The organism is Methanocaldococcus jannaschii DSM 2661 (assembly GCF_000091665.1).
Lineage (GTDB): Archaea > AGJL01 > Methanococci > Methanococcales > Methanocaldococcaceae > Methanocaldococcus > Methanocaldococcus jannaschii.
This window is the reverse complement of the sequence record NC_000909.1, coordinates 1,056,670-1,075,566: the sequence shown is the minus strand read 5'-3', so window position 1 is coordinate 1,075,566 and position 18,897 is coordinate 1,056,670. Positions and strand designations below refer to the sequence as shown.

The 18,897-nt window shown below is 31.6% G+C and carries 19 protein-coding genes; 10 read left to right on the top strand and 9 right to left on the bottom strand.

Features of this window, described 5'->3' with window-relative positions:
• Positions 1-11 precede the first annotated feature (11 nt).
• Positions 12-692 carry a segregation and condensation protein A gene (locus tag MJ_RS06055; RefSeq protein ID WP_010870645.1) on the top strand — a complete coding sequence of 227 codons (681 nt, stop codon included), beginning with the start codon at positions 12-14 and terminating at the stop codon, positions 690-692.
• 22 nt (positions 693-714) lie between these two features.
• On the opposite strand, the gene MJ_RS06050 is transcribed toward MJ_RS06055, so the two are convergent.
• Positions 715-1,980 carry a UbiD family decarboxylase gene (locus tag MJ_RS06050; protein ID WP_010870644.1) on the bottom strand — a complete coding sequence of 422 codons (1,266 nt, stop codon included), beginning with the start codon at positions 1,978-1,980 and terminating at the stop codon, positions 715-717.
• A 188-nt stretch (positions 1,981-2,168) separates the two neighbouring features.
• Here MJ_RS06050 and MJ_RS06045 point away from each other — a divergent pair, with 188 nt between their 5' ends.
• The 5 genes from MJ_RS06045 (at position 2,169) to MJ_RS06025 (ending at position 6,523) form a co-directional block, all read left to right on the top strand.
• On the top strand, positions 2,169-2,525 hold the full coding sequence (locus tag MJ_RS06045; protein ID WP_010870643.1) for a UPF0058 family protein: 357 nt from the start codon (positions 2,169-2,171) through the stop codon (positions 2,523-2,525).
• A gap of 18 nt (positions 2,526-2,543) precedes the next feature.
• On the top strand, positions 2,544-3,476 hold the full coding sequence (gene guaA / locus MJ_RS06040) for a glutamine-hydrolyzing GMP synthase (protein WP_010870642.1): 933 nt from the start codon (positions 2,544-2,546) through the stop codon (positions 3,474-3,476).
• Between the two features lie 97 nt (positions 3,477-3,573).
• On the top strand, positions 3,574-5,181 hold the full coding sequence (locus MJ_RS06035; RefSeq protein WP_010870641.1) for a bifunctional N(6)-L-threonylcarbamoyladenine synthase/serine/threonine protein kinase: 1,608 nt from the start codon (positions 3,574-3,576) through the stop codon (positions 5,179-5,181).
• A gap of 125 nt (positions 5,182-5,306) precedes the next feature.
• The gene (locus MJ_RS06030) at positions 5,307-5,594 is read left to right on the top strand and encodes a metal-sulfur cluster assembly factor (protein WP_010870640.1); all 288 of its coding nucleotides are present in this window, start codon (positions 5,307-5,309) and stop codon (positions 5,592-5,594) included.
• An 11-nt stretch (positions 5,595-5,605) separates the two neighbouring features.
• Complete coding sequence (locus MJ_RS06025; protein ID WP_064496731.1) at positions 5,606-6,523, top strand: D-glucuronyl C5-epimerase family protein; 918 nt, start codon at positions 5,606-5,608, stop codon at positions 6,521-6,523.
• Here the strand turns inward: MJ_RS06025 and MJ_RS06020 are convergent, their stop codons facing one another.
• A complete protein-coding gene (locus tag MJ_RS06020) occupies positions 6,524-7,366 on the bottom strand; it encodes a TatD family hydrolase (protein WP_010870638.1) in 843 nt (280 codons plus the stop codon). It abuts the gene before it with no gap.
• 60 nt (positions 7,367-7,426) lie between these two features.
• Positions 7,427-8,635: a GTPase HflX gene (gene hflX, locus MJ_RS06015; RefSeq protein ID WP_010870637.1), complete on the bottom strand. Its 1,209-nt coding sequence runs from the start codon at positions 8,633-8,635 to the stop codon at positions 7,427-7,429.
• Positions 8,636-9,110: 475 nt separating this feature from the next.
• On the opposite strand from hflX, the gene MJ_RS09750 reads away from it, so the two are divergent.
• The gene (locus tag MJ_RS09750) at positions 9,111-9,260 is read left to right on the top strand and encodes a hypothetical protein (RefSeq protein WP_244409377.1); all 150 of its coding nucleotides are present in this window, start codon (positions 9,111-9,113) and stop codon (positions 9,258-9,260) included.
• A gap of 281 nt (positions 9,261-9,541) precedes the next feature.
• Here the strand turns inward: MJ_RS09750 and MJ_RS06010 are convergent, their stop codons facing one another.
• Positions 9,542-13,129, bottom strand: a complete 3,588-nt coding sequence (locus MJ_RS06010) for a DEAD/DEAH box helicase (RefSeq protein ID WP_010870635.1) — start codon at positions 13,127-13,129, stop codon at positions 9,542-9,544.
• A gap of 14 nt (positions 13,130-13,143) precedes the next feature.
• The gene (locus tag MJ_RS06005) at positions 13,144-13,761 is read right to left on the bottom strand and encodes a class I SAM-dependent methyltransferase (protein ID WP_010870634.1); all 618 of its coding nucleotides are present in this window, start codon (positions 13,759-13,761) and stop codon (positions 13,144-13,146) included.
• 79 nt (positions 13,762-13,840) lie between these two features.
• Here MJ_RS06005 and MJ_RS06000 point away from each other — a divergent pair, with 79 nt between their 5' ends.
• The gene (locus MJ_RS06000; protein ID WP_064496730.1) at positions 13,841-14,065 is read left to right on the top strand and encodes an antitoxin VapB family protein; all 225 of its coding nucleotides are present in this window, start codon (positions 13,841-13,843) and stop codon (positions 14,063-14,065) included.
• Positions 14,038-14,322 carry a type II toxin-antitoxin system VapC family toxin gene (locus MJ_RS05995; RefSeq protein ID WP_010870632.1) on the top strand — a complete coding sequence of 95 codons (285 nt, stop codon included), beginning with the start codon at positions 14,038-14,040 and terminating at the stop codon, positions 14,320-14,322. Before MJ_RS06000 ends, MJ_RS05995 begins: the two co-directional genes overlap by 28 nt.
• Positions 14,323-14,391: 69 nt before the next feature.
• On the opposite strand, the gene MJ_RS05990 is transcribed toward MJ_RS05995, so the two are convergent.
• The 4 genes from MJ_RS05990 to cobY all read right to left on the bottom strand — a co-directional run bounded on the left by MJ_RS05990 (position 14,392) and on the right by cobY (position 17,120).
• Positions 14,392-15,231, bottom strand: coding sequence for a helix-turn-helix domain-containing protein (locus MJ_RS05990; RefSeq protein ID WP_010870631.1), 840 nt, complete (start codon positions 15,229-15,231; stop codon positions 14,392-14,394).
• Between the two features lie 3 nt (positions 15,232-15,234).
• Positions 15,235-16,122 (bottom strand): diaminopimelate epimerase, encoded by an 888-nt coding sequence (dapF, locus tag MJ_RS05985; protein WP_010870630.1) that lies wholly within the window; start codon positions 16,120-16,122, stop codon positions 15,235-15,237.
• A 113-nt stretch (positions 16,123-16,235) separates the two neighbouring features.
• Positions 16,236-16,505, bottom strand: a complete 270-nt coding sequence (locus MJ_RS05980; RefSeq protein WP_010870629.1) for a PRC-barrel domain-containing protein — start codon at positions 16,503-16,505, stop codon at positions 16,236-16,238.
• A 24-nt stretch (positions 16,506-16,529) separates the two neighbouring features.
• On the bottom strand, positions 16,530-17,120 hold the full coding sequence (cobY, locus tag MJ_RS05975; RefSeq protein WP_010870628.1) for an adenosylcobinamide-phosphate guanylyltransferase: 591 nt from the start codon (positions 17,118-17,120) through the stop codon (positions 16,530-16,532).
• A 145-nt stretch (positions 17,121-17,265) separates the two neighbouring features.
• Here cobY and asnB point away from each other — a divergent pair, with 145 nt between their 5' ends.
• Positions 17,266-18,891, top strand: coding sequence for an asparagine synthase (glutamine-hydrolyzing) (gene asnB, locus MJ_RS05970; RefSeq protein ID WP_064496729.1), 1,626 nt, complete (start codon positions 17,266-17,268; stop codon positions 18,889-18,891).
• Positions 18,892-18,897: the final 6 nt, after the last annotated feature.

Genomic DNA, 18,897 nt, shown 5'->3' with positions numbered 1-18,897 from the left:
AGGGGATTGCAATGATTGATTCTAACTTTGACATTGTTCTTTGGGTTAGGATGATTAAAGAAGGGATTGAAAAGAAAAATCTAAATCCTTGGGATGTTAATATTGCTGAAATTGCCGATTACTATATACAAAAGATTAAAGAGCTTAAGAAGTTTGATATTCGATTATCTGCCGATGTTATTCTTGTTGCTGGTATATTGTTGAGAATGAAATCTGAAGCTTTATATGACGAATGTAAGGTTGAGGAAGAAGAGGATTATGATTATTGCGATGATTATTATGATTATGATGATATAGAAGAGAAACCTAAAAAAGGCAAAAAGAAAGAAAAAGAAGATAAAGATAAAAATAAAAAAAGTAAAAAACCAGTTACTGTTGATGAATTAATTAAAACAATTGAAAAAGAGCTAAATAAGGTTAAAAAATCCAGAAAGAATAGAGAGAAAAAGACAAATGAGGTTGAAGAAATTATAGAGGAGCTTATAGAAGAGGATGATATCTCCGATATAATAGCTGAGTTGTTAGATGATTTGATGAAAGAGGGAATTATAGTTTATCAGGAAAAGTTTAAAACAAGAGAGGATAGGGTTAGATACTTTATCCCTTCTTTATACTTAGCTAATGATGGAAAGGCAGAGTTGATTCAAGAAAAATTGTTTGGAGAGTTGATAATTAAACTTAAATCTTTTTAAATCATTCCTTTTTACCTTCAACTCATTTATCAGGAATCTTGGCTCTCTCAAAATGCTCTCTACCTTTAATCAAACTCATAGTTGCATCTACCCCCACTTTTGCTGTTAGTTTATTTTTTAAATCACTCGAAGGATCTAAAGAAGAACCTTTGGCTCCAGAAATAATAACTATATCTTTATCTCCTTGAACCCTTGTGGCTATTGCATACTCAACATCATTTATATCAAATATATTTATGTCATCATCAACTACAATCACATGCTTCAAACTTGGATGGGAAGCAAATGCTGCCAATATAGCATTTTTCCCATCTCCTTCTGTCCTCTTCTCTATCTGAACAACAGCATGAAGCCAGCAACAACCTCCCTCAGTTAAAACAATATTTTTTACTGTCGGAACGGTATTTCTAACTCCCTTCAAAATTCTTGGCTCTTGAGGCATTCCCATCAATGTTTTATGTTCAATCCCTCCCGGTAATAAAGCGTGGAATATAGGTTTTTCCTTCCTATAAAGTTTCTCAATCTTAATTATTGGCTGCTTTCTAACAATATCATAAGTTCCAGTTATATCTACAAAAGGCCCCTCATCATCAACCTCTGGCAATATCTTACCCTCAATGATAAACTCTGCCTCTGGAACTAACAAGCCATTATCCAACTCAAAAACCCCTATCTCTCCTCCCAACAAAGCAGCTGCAAATTTTAGCTCATCAAATGTTATATCAGCAGAGGTAGAGCCAGCCAACAAAACAGCTGGATGAACTCCTATAACTATAGCAACATCCAAATATCCCTTTTCCTTTAGAGCTTTATTATATAAAAAGTGTAAATGCCTTTGTTCAACCATTCTTATAACTAAATAATCATCTTTAACCAAAATTCTATGAATTGATAAGTTATAGCCGTAATCTTTATCATAGACAACAACAACCCCACTTGTTATATAAGCTCCCGCATCCTTCTCGTAGTATATTGGAATTGGCCAGTTTTTAATATTCTCTGGGATTTCAACAATATATTTCTCTTTCAATTTATTGTTTATCTTTAATTTTCCTTCTTTTTCCTTTTCCATTGCATCAAGCATAAAGAATATAAAATCCTCCTTTTTAACATTAAAAATCTTTGAAAGGGTTTCCCTACTGCAAAGATTTCCAACAACTTCAAATCCATTTACATCTTTTATATAAACTGGTTTTCCATCATATTTTTTTAATATTCTTGAAACTCCAAACTTTTTATCGGCTTTGTCTATTATAATGGGATTAAGTTTATTAATGATTTCTCTCATGATACCACCAAAGTTTTTATAGTTTTTTGCAAAGTAATAAAATTTATTAAGGAAAGTTTAAACGCCTTCCAAAAGGAAGGCGTTCATAAATACCTTTTTATCCTAAAATGTTTTGCAAAAAACTATATATATTTCTTAGCCAATTTTAATATTAATCTTATTCTTTGCTTAATATTTAAAGTGATAACATGCACAAAGAGCAGTTAATGAAACTTCATCAATTTTTTGTTTATGTTGTAAAAGAAATTATGGATGATAATTTAGAAAATACTGACAATGAATGTAAAAAATTATTTAAAATTTATGAGATGTTAGACATTAGGCCCCATCACATTCATCGACTTAAAAGCGAACAAAAAGCAGCGATATTACTGTTATCTGCTTGTGTTGCCAGTTACTTAGCCAATAATATGGATAATGTCCCCAAAAACTTAGCCAAAAAACTTGAAGAAAACGCTTTTAAACATTTAAACAGTTGTAAGAAAAACATTATTATATTAGAAGAAAATGAAAATAACGGTGAAAGTGCTGAAAAGGAAGAATAATTTAAAGGTGATATTTTTATGTTTGACCCAAAAAAATTTATTGATGAGGCAGTAGAAGAAATAAAACAGCAAATTAGTGACAGAAAAGCAATAATTGCCTTAAGTGGAGGGGTAGATAGCTCCGTCGCTGCCGTCTTAACCCACAAAGCAATTGGAGATAAATTAACAGCTGTTTTTGTTGATACTGGATTGATGAGAAAGGGAGAGAGGGAAGAAGTTGAAAAAACTTTTAGAGACAAGTTGGGATTAAACTTAATTGTTGTAGATGCAAAGGATAGATTTTTAAATGCCCTAAAAGGAGTTACAGACCCAGAGGAGAAGAGAAAGATTATTGGAAAGTTATTTATTGATGTCTTTGAGGAGATTGCTGAAGATATAAAGGCAGAGGTTTTAGTGCAAGGGACTATAGCCCCAGATTGGATTGAAACACAAGGGAAGATAAAGAGCCATCATAACGTTGCCCTACCTCACGGAATGGTTTTAGAGGTTGTTGAACCATTGAGAGAGCTTTATAAAGATGAAGTTAGATTGTTGGCAAAAGAATTAGGGCTACCAGATAGCATCGTCTATAGACAACCATTCCCAGGGCCAGGATTAGCTGTTAGAGTTTTAGGGGAGGTTACAGAAGAAAAGCTAAACATCTGCAGAGAGGCAAATGCAATAGTTGAGGAAGAAGTTAAAAAAGCCAACTTAGATAAAGATTTATGGCAATACTTTGCCGTTGTTTTGGACTGTAAAGCAACTGGAGTTAAGGGAGATGAAAGGGAATACAACTGGATTGTCGCCTTAAGAATGGTTAAATCATTGGATGCTATGACAGCACACGTTCCAGAGATTCCTTTTGATTTGTTGAAGAGGATTAGTAAAAGAATTACATCAGAAATTCCAAATGTTGCAAGAGTAGTGTTTGATATAACTGATAAGCCACCAGCTACAATTGAATTTGAATAAAAAAACTTTTTTAAACTTTTTTAGTTTATTATATTGACATTAACTATTTAACTATTTTGGCAATTTAAATATTATAATAGTATAATTGAGTGATAATATGATTTGCTTAGGATTAGAAGGAACTGCAGAAAAAACTGGGGTAGGGATTGTTACCTCTGATGGAGAGGTTTTATTTAATAAAACTATCATGTATAAACCCCCAAAACAGGGTATTAATCCAAGAGAGGCTGCTGACCATCATGCTGAAACATTTCCTAAGCTTATAAAAGAGGCTTTTGAAGTAGTTGATAAAAATGAGATTGATTTAATTGCATTCTCCCAAGGGCCGGGATTAGGGCCGAGTTTGAGGGTAACTGCAACCGTAGCAAGAACTTTATCTTTAACATTAAAAAAACCAATAATTGGGGTTAATCATTGCATTGCCCATATAGAGATTGGTAAGCTAACTACAGAGGCAGAAGACCCTCTAACTCTATATGTTAGTGGTGGAAACACCCAAGTTATAGCTTATGTCTCAAAAAAATATAGGGTATTTGGAGAGACGTTAGATATAGCTGTTGGTAACTGCTTAGACCAGTTTGCAAGATATGTGAATTTGCCACATCCCGGGGGGCCTTATATAGAGGAATTGGCAAGGAAAGGGAAAAAGCTTGTTGATTTACCTTACACTGTTAAAGGCATGGATATAGCATTCTCTGGATTGCTAACAGCGGCTATGAGAGCTTATGATGCTGGAGAGAGATTGGAAGATATCTGCTACTCCCTACAAGAATATGCCTTCTCAATGCTAACTGAGATTACAGAAAGGGCTTTAGCTCACACAAATAAAGGAGAGGTCATGCTCGTTGGTGGAGTAGCGGCAAATAACAGATTGAGAGAGATGCTCAAAGCTATGTGTGAGGGTCAGAATGTTGATTTTTACGTCCCTCCTAAGGAGTTTTGTGGAGACAATGGAGCTATGATTGCATGGCTTGGTTTATTGATGCATAAAAATGGAAGATGGATGAGTTTGGATGAAACAAAGATAATTCCAAATTATAGGACTGATATGGTTGAAGTTAATTGGATAAAAGAAATTAAAGGCAAGAAGAGAAAGATTCCAGAACATTTAATTGGTAAGGGGGCAGAGGCAGATATTAAGAGAGATAGCTATTTAGATTTTGATGTAATTATTAAGGAGAGAGTTAAAAAAGGCTATAGGGATGAGAGATTAGATGAAAATATAAGAAAGAGTAGAACTGCAAGAGAGGCAAGGTATTTAGCATTGGTTAAAGATTTTGGTATCCCAGCTCCATACATATTTGATGTTGATTTAGATAACAAGAGAATTATGATGAGTTATATCAACGGAAAGTTAGCTAAGGATGTTATTGAGGATAATTTAGATATTGCATACAAAATTGGAGAAATCGTTGGAAAACTGCATAAAAACGATGTAATTCATAATGACTTAACTACATCCAACTTTATATTTGATAAAGATTTATATATCATTGATTTTGGTTTAGGAAAGATTTCAAATCTTGATGAAGATAAGGCAGTTGATTTAATCGTCTTTAAAAAGGCTGTGTTATCAACTCATCATGAAAAGTTTGATGAAATCTGGGAGAGATTTTTAGAGGGTTATAAAAGTGTTTATGATAGGTGGGAGATTATACTGGAGTTAATGAAGGATGTTGAAAGAAGAGCAAGATATGTAGAGTAAATATTTAAAATTTTTTAAGTGGTATGATTTTTCCACTTATGAGTAAAAAAAATGTAAAAATAGAAGTATTTATATAATGAGCAAATACTAAAAAATTATTTAAAATCTCTTCTGAGGTGTAAGATATGGTAACAAAGGAAGATGTTTTAAATGCCCTAAAAACAGTTGCAGACCCGCACATGGGAATAAGCATTGTAGATATGGGATTAATTAGAGATGTGGAGGTTGATGATGAGGGTAATGTAAAATTTAAGCTCATTCCTACAAACCCTTACTGTATGAGTGTTATGGCAATGGCTTTTCAGGCAAAGGAAGCAGTTAAATCATTGGAAGGTGTTAAAAAAGTTGAGGTTACTGTAGAAGGGCATGTAATGGAGAAGGACATTAATGAGATGCTTAAAGAGAAAGAATAAAAGTGATTCTTATGAAGAAATTTGAAATTATTCTTTTTTTATTTATAGCCGTTTTAATCTTTGTTTTCGGATATTTTGTTGGAGCATCTCAACCTTTATATTCTGAAAATCCAGTTATCCAATATTTCAAAAATCCAAAACCTTTTACAGTTGAAAATGTAAATATGCCAGTTACTTACTATGGCACGATATGTGGAAAGTATATTGGTTATCAGATAACTCCCCACAATGTCAATGAAGAGGCAAGAAAATGTTTCTATAAATATTTTAAGTTAAAAGATAAAAATCCTAAAGAGGCTGAGAGATATTTAAAAAGAGGACTATTTTTAACAGAGTATCTAATATCTCAAGCAGATAAAGAAACTGCTGAAGTAGATGAAAAGAACATCACTTTTATTGTTTGGAGGTATAATTTTGAATTCCCACTTTATAATCTATCTAAGGGTTGGAGAGGAGCATTATGCCAAGCAGGCTGCTTAAAGACCTTATATTTAGCTTATGAAGCTACTGGAGATGAGAGGTATTTAAATTATGCAAATTTAGCCATAAATGCCTTCAAAGTTCCTGTTGAAAAAGGAGGGTTATTAAAAATCAGAATCTATAAAAATAAAAGCTACTATTGGTTTCCAGAGTATGCATCTGAAAATCCACCCTATGTGCTAAATGGGTTTATCACAGCCACTCTATGGATTGGAGACTTTGGAAACAAAACAGGGAACGCTGATGCTCTATACCTTTACAAAGAAGGTTTAAAATCAATAAAAACATTTCTTCCAATGTATGATGCTGGAGATTGGAGTTATTACGATGCTTTAGGTCATAGATGCAATAAACATTATGAACATCTACATAGACTGCAGATGCTATGGCTTTACAATAAAACAGGAGATGAGATATACCTAAAATACTACAAAAAATGGAGAGAATAGTTACAATTCTAAATCCATATCATAAATCCTCTCTATATTCTCCTTATGGATTTTATAAACACCCTCTTCATCCAAAACTCCCTTCTCAATCAATCTCCTTGTAACTCTTGGGACTGTTTTTATTCCTAAGGCAACTCCTGGCCTTTTTAAATCATCAATATAGTCAGTTTCCATAACAAACCTTAAAGATTTTTTAACAACGTCTTCATTTACTCTTGATGCTAAAATTGAAGGAAAAATACCATATCTCTCTCCCTCCAAAACCATATTCCCACAATGATGCTTAACGACCTTTTCTGGATTCAATCCAACCTCTTTAGCCATTTCAGAAAACTCTTTAAACTGCTCTTCTGTTGAACTCTCAGCATGAATTTGGATTGCACAACCAATATCTTTTGCCAATTCCATACAATATTTTAAAATCTCATTTGATGCTTTCCAAACATCTTCACTTACAGGATAGTGAGGTCTTCCAACTTCACCAATTCCTACAATAAAATCATACTCCTCAACAAGCTTTTTTGCATAATTTAAGGCATCAACAATTCTTTGTTTTGCCTCCTCCAAGCTCATAAATTTCATCAAGTATGTTAGCTCAGCTGGATGAACTCCAACTAATCCAAAAGCTTTAACTGGTGTGTTTTTGTTTATTATCTCAACATCTCTAACTAAGATGTCCATTGATGCTGTTAGGTTTCCATCAAATGTTGGTTTATTTAAAACTATCATTACCTTTCCTCCAGCGTTATAGAATGTTTTAGCTACCTTTTCAGCTCCATAGCCGTGTTTGTCATCAACATGTATATGATTGTCAGTAACAGGCAGACTTTTTAGAACATCCATATTTTCACCAGATTTAATTTAAATTTTTCTAATTATACCTCTGAGCGTATTTCACTAAATTTATACTGCAGATTTATGCAGCTTTAAAATCCTATTTACATCTCTTTCTTTTGCTCTGAATGTTATTATATGCTTGTTATCTTCTAAGATATCTTCAATAATCTCAGTGTTCTCATACAAATAGGATATAAGCCTTGGATTGTCTGTCTCAATAGTTCCGATGGAGAGATTGAGATGCTCTATAATCATCTCCTTAAGTAAATCCATATTTATGTCGTATTTTGCAGAGACAAATATTGGATTCACTATGTATCTATCTAACTCTTCTAAAATTTTTCTCTTTTTTTCCTTTGTAATCTTATCTACTTTGTTAAATACAGTTATTATTGGGGCTTTGCAATTAATTTTACTTAAAATTTCATGATTTACCTTTAATTTTCTTTTAATTTCTTCAATATCATCGGACGCATCTACAACAATTAATATCAAATCGCTGTCTGCACTCTCTTCAATTGTTGATAAGAATGCCTCAATCATAAATGGGGGCAAATCATCAATAAATCCAACTGTATCGGTAACCAATATCTTTCTCTTAATACCTTTTATAGCCCTTGTTGTTGTAGTTAATGTTGTAAAAACCTGATTTTTTGATTCTTTGTTCTCTCCAGTTAATGCATTTAATAAGCTGGTTTTTCCTGCGTTTGTATAACCAATTAAACCAACAGTATCAAATTTAGCCCTTCCTTTCCTTGCTACCCTTCTATGCTCCCTGAGCTTTTCTAATTTTCTTTTTATTGTTGCTATCTCCCTTTTTACCTTTTGGTAGTATTTTTCAACTTCATAATCCCCATATCCTCCAAATCCCGGCTGTTCCCCCATCTTTGCTAATCTTACTTTCTCCCTTGCCCTTGGTAACTCATACTGCAATTCTGCCAATCTAACCTGCAATTGAGCTTCTTTAGTTCTTGCATGCTTATAGAATATCCTTAAAACAAGCTCAATCTTATCAATAACTTCAACTTTAAATTTCTTAGCTAAGTTGTATTTTTGTGAAGGAGTTAAGATATTTCCAACTATAACAATCTCTATATTCTCCTCTTTAATATTTTCAGCGATTCTTTCAACTAATCCACTACCAATTTGATACTTTGGGTCAGCTTTTCTAATTTGAACTATTGTTTTTACTGGGTTATAGAGAACTTCAGCTAATTCTTTAAGCTCCTCTATACTTTTTCTATCAAATTTACTGTCTTTTCTTAAAATTAACAATGCCCTTCTTTTAATTCTATCTCCCCCATTTAATTTTTAAATTTTAAATTGTTAAAATATATTATGGAAATTCAATATATAAATCTTGTCCTTATTAAAAAAGAAAATAGAGTCTAAGTCAATTTATAAAAGACTCATCTTTATAAACAAGCGTTTAAGAAATATGGTTTCGAAGTTATTGAAGACTAAAATATTCAATATATATTGCAATTGTTACAATAGTTTATCTCATTAATAAATTTTTAATAAGCTCATAGTTTCTTGTAAAAAATTTTGTAATAAAAAAAGGCATAAATGAATGCTTTTAGGATGTTCAAATTTCCTTAATTAATTTTAATAACTTTGCAAAAACAACTATGATGGTGAAAAATACAATAGATGTTAAAGAAATATTAAGAGAGTTAGATACAACCAGAATTAAAGACTATCCTTTAATGAGTGGAAAAGAGATTTTGTTGAGGACTAATTTTAAGGGTTGTTGTGGGATGCCTTCACAGATAAGCCAGTTGAATTTAAAGGAACAATTAGAGAGCTGTTAGATAAAGGAAATAGAGCTGAGATAATTGCCACTTTAAATGCTGTTATGAGATGTGCAAAAAAGTTAGTTGAATATTTAAAGAATTAAAACCAGAAAAGATTGGAATTATTGGATTTCAGCCAGCGTTAAAGAGATTGTTAATACCTTTAGTTCTGAAAATGTCATAGTTAGTGATTTAAATCCAGAAAATGTTGGAAAAATAAAATATGGGCTAGTAGCTTTAGCAAGAGCTTTAGTTGTAGAACCGAGGTTATTTTATTAGATAAACCGCTAAATACCTTATTTCTGACCTTCTCTCCGAGATAAAGCTCGGAGCTTCCTTAGCGACAATAAATGGTGAATCCAACTTAAAAGTTAAATTCAAAAATTTAAAAACTTAGTTTTTGCTGTCCAAATTTAACTCCCAACTCATCCAAAATCTTTTTAGCTATTTTTTCTCCAATAATTGAAGCCACTTTTGAAGGGTTGTTTATAATATCCTCAATACTTCTAATTCCAGCATTATACAGCTTTCTTGCTCTAACCCTTCCAATATACTTTATGCTCAACAACTCAATAATATCTTCCTTAGCTCCATATTCTAACCTTATCTCCAACTTCTCTGGAATGTCTGAGCTTTTACCAATTAATTTAGCAATCTCTTTTAATGCATGCATTATCCAAACAGCATTTTCAACCTTATATCTCAAAATCCCTGGTTCAATCTTATATCTCTTTAAAATTTCATCTTCTGGAACTTCATTAATCCAATCATACAGCATCTTAGCTGTTTTAAATGCCTCTAAATCCTCAATCTCAAAGCTTTTTATTCCAAGAGAGTCCATTTCATCAATTAAATTTAACTCTTCAGAGTTATAAACTCTTAAATTTGGCATCATCTCCAAGGTTTTTGAAATTAGGTAGAGATAATAAATCTCTTCTTCATTCTCCATCTCTTCCAATCCATCTATGATGAATTTAGCTGACAATGGGTCTATGTAGAGTTCAGAAACTCTCTTTCCTAATTCTGTTGGCATAAAATCAATAATAAACTCATTCTCTTCCAAAAATCTAATGACTTCATTAATATTTTTAGCAACTTCCCTCAAATTTCCATATTGATGAGCATAGAAGGTATTTCTTATAAACCATTCTAAATCATACTCATCTCTAATCTCTCCAGTAGCAATAAGTCCTAAAAGTTGAGTTCTTAAAACTGCTTGATTTGAGAGCTTTGAATATATTGGCTCTGGTTTTTGCGTCAATGCCTGATAAGCCCTTAAATAATCTCTATCATTCTTTGCTACGATTATCCCTTCTCCATATGGGTCTAATCCTGGTCTTCCAGCTCTTCCTATACATTGTTGGATTTCCATTATTGGGATGTATCTCATCCCTTTATTTGTAAATCTTGTTAAGTCTTTAACTATTGCCCTTCTACACGGTAAGTTCAGCCCAGCAGAGTTATGCACTATAAATCCATTTGCCACAATATAATGGCTGTTGCTTCCATCGTCTGGCAGTTCTATGTCATAGGCATACTTGTCATTTACTTTTATCTTTTTAATTTCTTTAATTCTATCCCAATAAATGTCTCCATCATAGCATTCTTTTTTCCAGCTATATCTCATCTCTTTATGAATTGGCTTACCACAAATTGGACATTTTTCGAGATTTACTAAAAAGTTATACATCTCTTCTAAGTTTTCTTTATCTTTTATGTGTTTATTTAGGAGACTCATTAAAACTCTGCCTTTTTCATTTAAAGAGTAATAATTGTTTCCATTAATTTTTTCTCTTACAATAAAGTCAAAATAAGGATTTTTTCTCTTTGAATAATATTCTTTATAGTTTGTAATTAATTTTTTTCCATCCAATAGTTCAAAAAGTAATTTTACACGTTTTTTATTTAACTCTCTCTGCCTTTTAGTTCTTGGTTTAAACATGGTCAAATCAACACTAAATCCACAATCACACCATATTTTGGCAATCGGAGTGAAGCGGAGAGCTACAAATTCCGAAGGAATTTGTCCAATTTCTTTATTTTTTATGATTTCTTCTAATTTTCTTCTCTTCTCTTCATGTCTTAGTGGGATGTTCTCATAAAATCTTTTTATACTCATAAAATCTCTAATTGTTAATACATAAATGTCTTTACATTTGTATTCTTTGCCATTTGTTGGAGATACCATAGTTTTAGTTTTCTTTTTTCTAATACTGCTATGAATCCCAAATCTTAACAATACAAACTGTAATTGTTCAACCAATTTTTCAGATATTGAATAGAATTCAATGTTTTTTCTATTTAAGTATATATATCCATCACTATCAAACAATCCTGCAATAAGATATGCTAACTTATCCAATGGAAGATTACAAAATGCATCAATGTTTTTGTTATCTTTTGTGAGCATATTTAATTTATTAAAGATTTTTCTTAGTTTTTTCGAGTATATATAATGAGCAACACCTTTTGATATTCTACATTTCAAAAAGTATTTTTTGTGAAGTTCAGAATCATCAAAATTTGGGGGATATTTTGGATTAAATGCAAGGTCTGGAGTGGCTTTAAGAGTATTTTTTTCTATAACTCCGGTATAACCATCTCCTATGAAATATCCAATGAAATAAAGGTCTCCATTAGATAAATCAATATCTTTCTCCTTAACTCTTATTCTATCAACTGTCGCTACATAATCTCCAACTTTTAAATCCTTTGCCTCTTTTTCTTTTAAAGAACCATTTTCTTTAACTAAAAATATATGATTTGGAGTTGTAGTGATTTCTAAACCATTTACTGTTTTTACAACGATGTTGTATTCATGCTGTGGAGTTTTATGGACTTTCCAACCATCTACTGGTTTTATCTCCTTTCCACATAATGCAAAGACTTTTTCGTCTTTATTTAATTCAGTAATTTTCCTAAATCCGCTCTCTTGCAGTATTTCAGTGTTTGCATTTAGGCAGAGTGTAGGAGTGCAACAGATAACCTTAATTAACCTCTTTCTAAACGCATCTTCAACAATCTTTCTATGCTGATAAGTTAAACCAGCATGATGAAAGGCAGAGCCGTTTAAGATGCATTCAGCTAAGGTTTTACACATCTCAGTTGGTGGCTCTAAGATAGATAAAATCTCTTCAGCTATTTCTTTTAATCTTATTTTTTCCTCTTCAGTTAAAAATTTCTTTAAATTTAATTTCTTTGCCTCATTAACGGCATTTCTTTTGGTGTTGCAGAATACTAAACAGCATCCTCCTTCCTTTACACAATCAACAACTAAGTTGTAAATATCGTTATTATCAACTGCCTTTATCTCTCTAATTTCTCCATTTATAAACTCTATGGCTTCATTTTTGTAAATGCCTTTTTTCAACTCAACAGGTCTCCAATCATCAACTATAAGCTCAGCATTAAGCCACTCAGCCAACTCATCTGGATTTCCAATAGTTGCAGATAAACCAATAATTTGTACATTGAACTCTTTTAATTTAGTCAATAAAATCTCTAACGTCCCTCCTCTTGTTTCATCATTAATTAGATGAATTTCATCAACCACAACAACAGAAACATCATTAATCCAGTCAATTTTATGTCTCCATAGAGAGTCAAGTTTCTCAGCTGTCGTTATAATTAAATGATATTTGCTTAAATCCTCATCTTCATCATAATCCCCTATTGATAAGGCTATTCTCAACCCATACCGCTCATATTTGCTTTTAAACTCCTCATACTTCTCTGATGCCAATGCCTTTAAAGGCACTATGAAGATACCCTTTTTGTTTGTAGGATTTTTATTCCCATCCAATAAGTGATTTATTAAAGCCATCTCTCCAATTAGTGTTTTTCCAGATGCTGTTGGAATAGATATTAAAAAATTTTTATTCTTATCCAATAATCCTCTTTCCAATGCCTTTTTCTGTGGTGGCCTTAGCTCTACAATGCCAAAATCCTTTAAAATCTCTAAGATTTTATCCATTCTTATACCTCCAGTTAAATCTTTTCAGCAGAAATAGCTACAAATCCACCTTCTCCATAACCTTCTTTAACTTCAACCTTATCAACTTTATCAATTTCTTTAAAAATCGTTTGTGTGGCTTTTATATTTTTAAATCCTAATTCTTTTAGCATTTCTATAACTTCCTTAGCTGATAAAAAATTTGCATCTTTGTAGAATTTACTTTTTTGCTTTTTTTCTTCATACATCTTTCCTAAAAAGCTATCCCTATCAATAATTCCAATAATTATCTTTCCTCCTCTTTTTAAAACCCTTTTTGCCTCTTCTATCATCTTTTTTGGATTTTCTGCAAACTCTAAGACAGTATTTATTAAAAAAAAATCAAACTCTTCATCTTTGAAAGGCAAATCTTCACCTTTTGCTATTATAACTTTTATTCCTCTCTTTTCAGCTATTTTAGCCATTTCTTTCGATATATCAACACCAATTTTTATATTAAAAGGTTTAGCAAATCTTCCGGTTCCTACTCCTATCTCTAAACCTCTTCCTTTTGGAATATGTCTTTTTAATGCTTCAATCTCTGATTTATAAATAATTTCATTTTCATCAAACCATTTATCGTATTCCTCAGCGTATTTATCAAAAACATTCATGGTTATTCCCCCTTATTACAAATTCTAACATTTTTATAATATTACAAAATTATAAAATATTATCATTGAGGTGATAAATATGGCAACTATAACTATAGATGATGATGTTTATAAAGAATTATTAAAACTTAAAGGTAGAAAGTCAGTTTCAGAGTTTATAAAAGAATTGTTGGAAGAGAGAAAGAGAAAAAACTTGGATGTTTTTATGATTGCCTTTGGTTCAAGAAGTGAGGAGGATGTAGAAAAATTAAAAAAAGAACTTAAAGAGGCAGAAAAATGGATGCAGTCATTGATACAAGTGTAATAATAGAGATATTTAGAGGAAATAAAGATACTCTATATCAAATTTGTGATTACAACTGTAAAATAACATCCATAACAGTTTTTGAGTTATATTGTGGTAATCTAAAAGAAAATGAAATGATAATGATTGACAGCTTACCAAAACTAAATTTTGATGATAAATCATCAAAGATTGCTGGCAATATATTTAAAAAACTAAAAAAAGAAGGCAAAATTCCATCAGTAAAAGATTTATTAATTGCGTCAATATTTTATTAACCTACGATAATGATTTTAAAATGTTTGAAAAGTTCGGCTTAAGAGTGAAGATTTTATAAATAATTTAATTCAAATTTTAAAACCCAATTTTTTTATTTTTTTAATTTCTTTTTTATCAATTTCAATATCTTTACCAAAGCTAATAAAATTTATTGCATGAACTGTCTTTTCATAAAAGTTAGGATAAATTACATTAAAATCTCCATCTATATATCTCAATAAACTCTCATTTAAAAATAAGCTATAGCCCTCATTAACTAACTCTATAGCTCTAAACGGATTTTTTACCCTTACTTTAACTTTAAATTTTATACCTTCTTTCTTTAAAATGTTATAAACTATCCTCTGTGAGCTAAATCTTATGCCAACTAAGTTTTTATAATTAAACTCTTTTTTACTAACCATTACAAAGTTGTCGTAGGCAATTAAAAATATGTTAAAATCACAACTCCCAATCTCTGACTTTAAAAATCTCTCATCTCCCAACCTATAAATCCAATAGCTGTCATCAACCCCTAAGACATCAACAAACCCCATCTTTAGCAATTTTAAAGCGTTATCAAAAGAGGTTATTATTGGATTTCCAAATAATATTTTGGCAATCTCCCCACTCACAAATCCAGAAACTGTAAAAAAGTGATTTTTTAATCTTTTGCTATATGAGTTGTAAGTTTCTAAAATCTCTAAGCCAGCATCAGTTAAAACCGTCCCATTTGGTGAGGAGTAATAAAGCTTAACCCCTAACTTATTCTCCAATCTTTTTAATTGAATATTAAAAGAGGAAGGCTTTATATTTAATAACTTAGCTGCCTCATTTTGGGATTTTGTTTTATGTAAGGCAATTAAAAGTTTTATTTGATTTGGAGTAATTAATTTTCCTCTATATTCAATGGTTAAATCTACTTTCATAATTTACCAGCCAATATTTATCAATTTGGCGTCATAAACCATTACTGCATCTCCAATCATATAAACTCCATCATCTTTAATCTCAATCTCCAAATCTCCACCATCTAAGTGAGCTAAAACCCTATTATTTGTTTTACCAAGTTTGTGAGCCATAATTACAGAAGCTGTTGTTCCTGTTCCGCATGCAGTTGTGTATCCAGCTCCCCTCTCCCAGGTAACAATCCTAATTTCATTAGGATTCAAAACTTTTACAAAATGCACATTAATTCTCTCTGGGAATGCTTCATGGTGTTCTATCTCTTTCCCAATAACATCCAAGTGTTCTCTAACAAAATCTAAATCTATGTTGTTATCTTCAACAAATATAACCGCATGTGGATTTCCAACATTAACGACACTCAACTTGACCTTAGGTAAATATGGATTCTTTAATTTTAACTCTCCATTCAAAAATTCATCATCCTCTTTATAACCATCAACAACCATTGGTATATCTTTTAATTTAAACTTTGGAACTCCCATATAAACTTTAATCTTCTTTACTTCATCTCCTTCTATCTCCATTTCAGATACTCTTAAGCCCCCTTTTGTCTCTACTTTTAAAGGATTTTTTTTCATTATTCTCTCATAAACGTATTTTGAAAAACATCTAATTCCATTACCACACATCTCTGCCTCAGAGCCGTCACTGTTAAATATTCTAAATCTTACATCGTATTCATCAGATGTTGGCTTTTGGATGAAAATAACTCCATCAGCACCTACTGAAAAACCTCTTCTACAAATTTTTCTTGAGAACTCTGCTTTTTCTTCTTCTTTAACTTTTTCCCCGTCAAATTCATTAATAACTATGTAATCATTCCCAAGGGCATGCATCTTTGTAAATTCCATATTTTCACACCAAAAATAGTTATTTGTAGCTCTTTGTAAAACATTTTGTAATAAAGAAAGGCATACTTTCCTTAGTTAGTTTTTAATCACATTTGCAAAGAACTATTGGTTTTTTAGTGTTCAGCTACCCTTATATTTACTCTATTCAAATTTGTTTCATCGATTACAACAACATCTTTAATAGCTACTACAAGTTTATAAGGAATTAAGACGTTTCTTCCTTCTTCTCTCATTATTGGGCTGTGTTCAGCTGGTTCTACTTCTAAAGAAACCAATCTACCAACTTTTTCATCAAACACGATATCTTTAACTTTTCCTATTACGCTACCCTTATTTCCTATTATACTTCTCTCAAACAATAACTTAGCTGGCATTTTTTCCATTTTATCCCCATTAGATTTTTATATTTATAACCCATCTTTTTTCAAAAGCATTTCAGCAAGTTTTAAATCATCTTTAGTATTTATATTGAATATCAGCTCATCAATAACCATAATTTCTTCTTTTTGATATCCATGCTTTGGGGATACAACATTTATCCCTGCAGGAACTAAGCCGTTGAAATCAATTGAGGGGTTTGGATATTTTTCTTTTGGAATCATAACAGCTAATGCTTCAACATCTGGAGTCTTAGCTTTAATACAATAAAAATAATCAACTATACTATTAATAATTTTCGATTTTAAGTTAATTAAGTCAGAGCTAACAACTAAGAATGGTTCTGAGAAATATCCAATACATTCATTTAAATCTTCTATATAACCTTTACCAGATGTGTCTATAACTACAATATTTTTGTAATCTTTATATGCTGAATTTATATATTCCTTTGTCTTTGGTGTATTTGGAGAGGTAGCGATAAATATATTATTTACCTTTGATTTTAATAAGGGAGAGACAACATAATCTATAAGACATCTACCACAAAGCTTAATCAACGGCTTTTCAACTCCACCCATTCTTGTTCCTTTACCACCAGCCATAATTAGAGCATCCATTTTAAAACCTCTAAGGTTATTTATAATAAATTGATTTAATCTTTATTAAGATATTTAAATTAAAATTTTGCAAATATTTAGCATAAAATGTTAAGTTGTGTTAGCTAATATTAAAAAATAAGGTATATTTAAAAATGTGAGAGACATGTGCTCTATAAGTGGAATAATTGTTAAAGACAATCAAATATCTGCTAAATACTCCATAGATATGATGAAGATTTTAAAGCACAGAGGGAGAGATAACTCTGGGCTGTTGTTGGATGATGAAGTTATATATTTTAACGATTTTGAGGATGTTGAGGATTTAGAGGAGGAGATGATTGGAAACTTAAGCTTGGCTCATAATAGATTGGCAATTGTTGGGAGGTATGGAGTTCAACCTATTCCAAATGAGGATGAAACTATATGGTTAGTTTGTAATGGAGAGATTTACAATTATATTGAGTTGAGGGAATATCTAAAACAAAATCATGAATTTAGGACAGACAGTGATAATGAGGTTATAATTCATCTATATGAAGAGGAGAAGTTGGAAGAGTTGGATGGAGACTATGCCTTTGCCATATATGATAAATCTAAGAATGTTGTGAGGTTGGCAAGGGATATGTTTGGAGTTAAGCCATTATTTTATGTAGATAGGGATAAATACTTTGCCTTTGCCTCTGAAAGAAAGGCGTTGTGGCATCTACTTATAAATATCGATGGCTGTGAGAGAGATTTAGATGAGCTAAATAGCAAAATCAAAACATTGAAGCCAAATTCACAGTTGATTTATTATTTAGATGATAATAGGTTTGAAATTATTGAAGGCTTTAAAAAGTTGGAGTTAAATTACATGAAAGAGAGGAGTTATGAGGAGGCTAAGGAGTATTTAGATAGAGCATTGAAAAACTCTGTTTTAAAGAGGGTCAGGGGTTTGGACAAAGTTGGAATTATATGCTCTGGAGGAGTTGATAGCTCATTGATTGCTAAATTAGCATCTCTATACTGTGAAGTTATATTGTATGCCGTTGGAACTGAAAATAGTGAAGATTTAATCTATGCTGAAAGATTGGCTAAAGATTTAAATTTAAAGCTAAGGAAGAAGATTATTTCAGAAGAGGAGTATGAGGAGTATGTGTTTAAGGTAGCTAAGGCAATAGATGAAGTTGATTTAATGAAGATTGGAGTTGGAATCCCTATCTATGTAGCTTCAGAGATGGCAAATGAGGATGGATTAAAGGTTGTTCTATCTGGGCAAGGAGCTGATGAGTTATTTGGAGGCTATGCAAGGCATGAGAGAATTTATAGGGAGAGAGGGGAGGAGGAGCTGAAAAAAGAGCTATTGAAGGATGTTTATAATTTATATAAGGTAAATTTAGAGAGAGATGACCACTGTACAATGGCTAATGGTGTTGAGTTGAGAGTTCCTTTCTTAGATGAGGAGGTTGTTGAAATTGCTTTATCAATTCCTATTGAATATAAGATGTCTGAACTTAGTAACAGACCTTACGCAGAGTCTAATATTTCATTGAAAAGTGAGCCCATAAATGGGCTCAAAAATACCAATTTAAATATAAAGTGCGTAAGGTCTGTTAGAAAGAAGATTTTGAGGGATGTTGCTTCCCAGTATTTGCCAGATTATATTGCCTATAGACCAAAGAAAGCCGCACAGTATGGAAGTGGTGGGGAGAAGATGATTTATAAGGTTGCTAAGAAATATGGATTTTCAAAGAAGAGAATTAATGAGTTTTTAGATATGTTGAAGAGGAAGATTGTTAGTGAATTTTAAAATTAT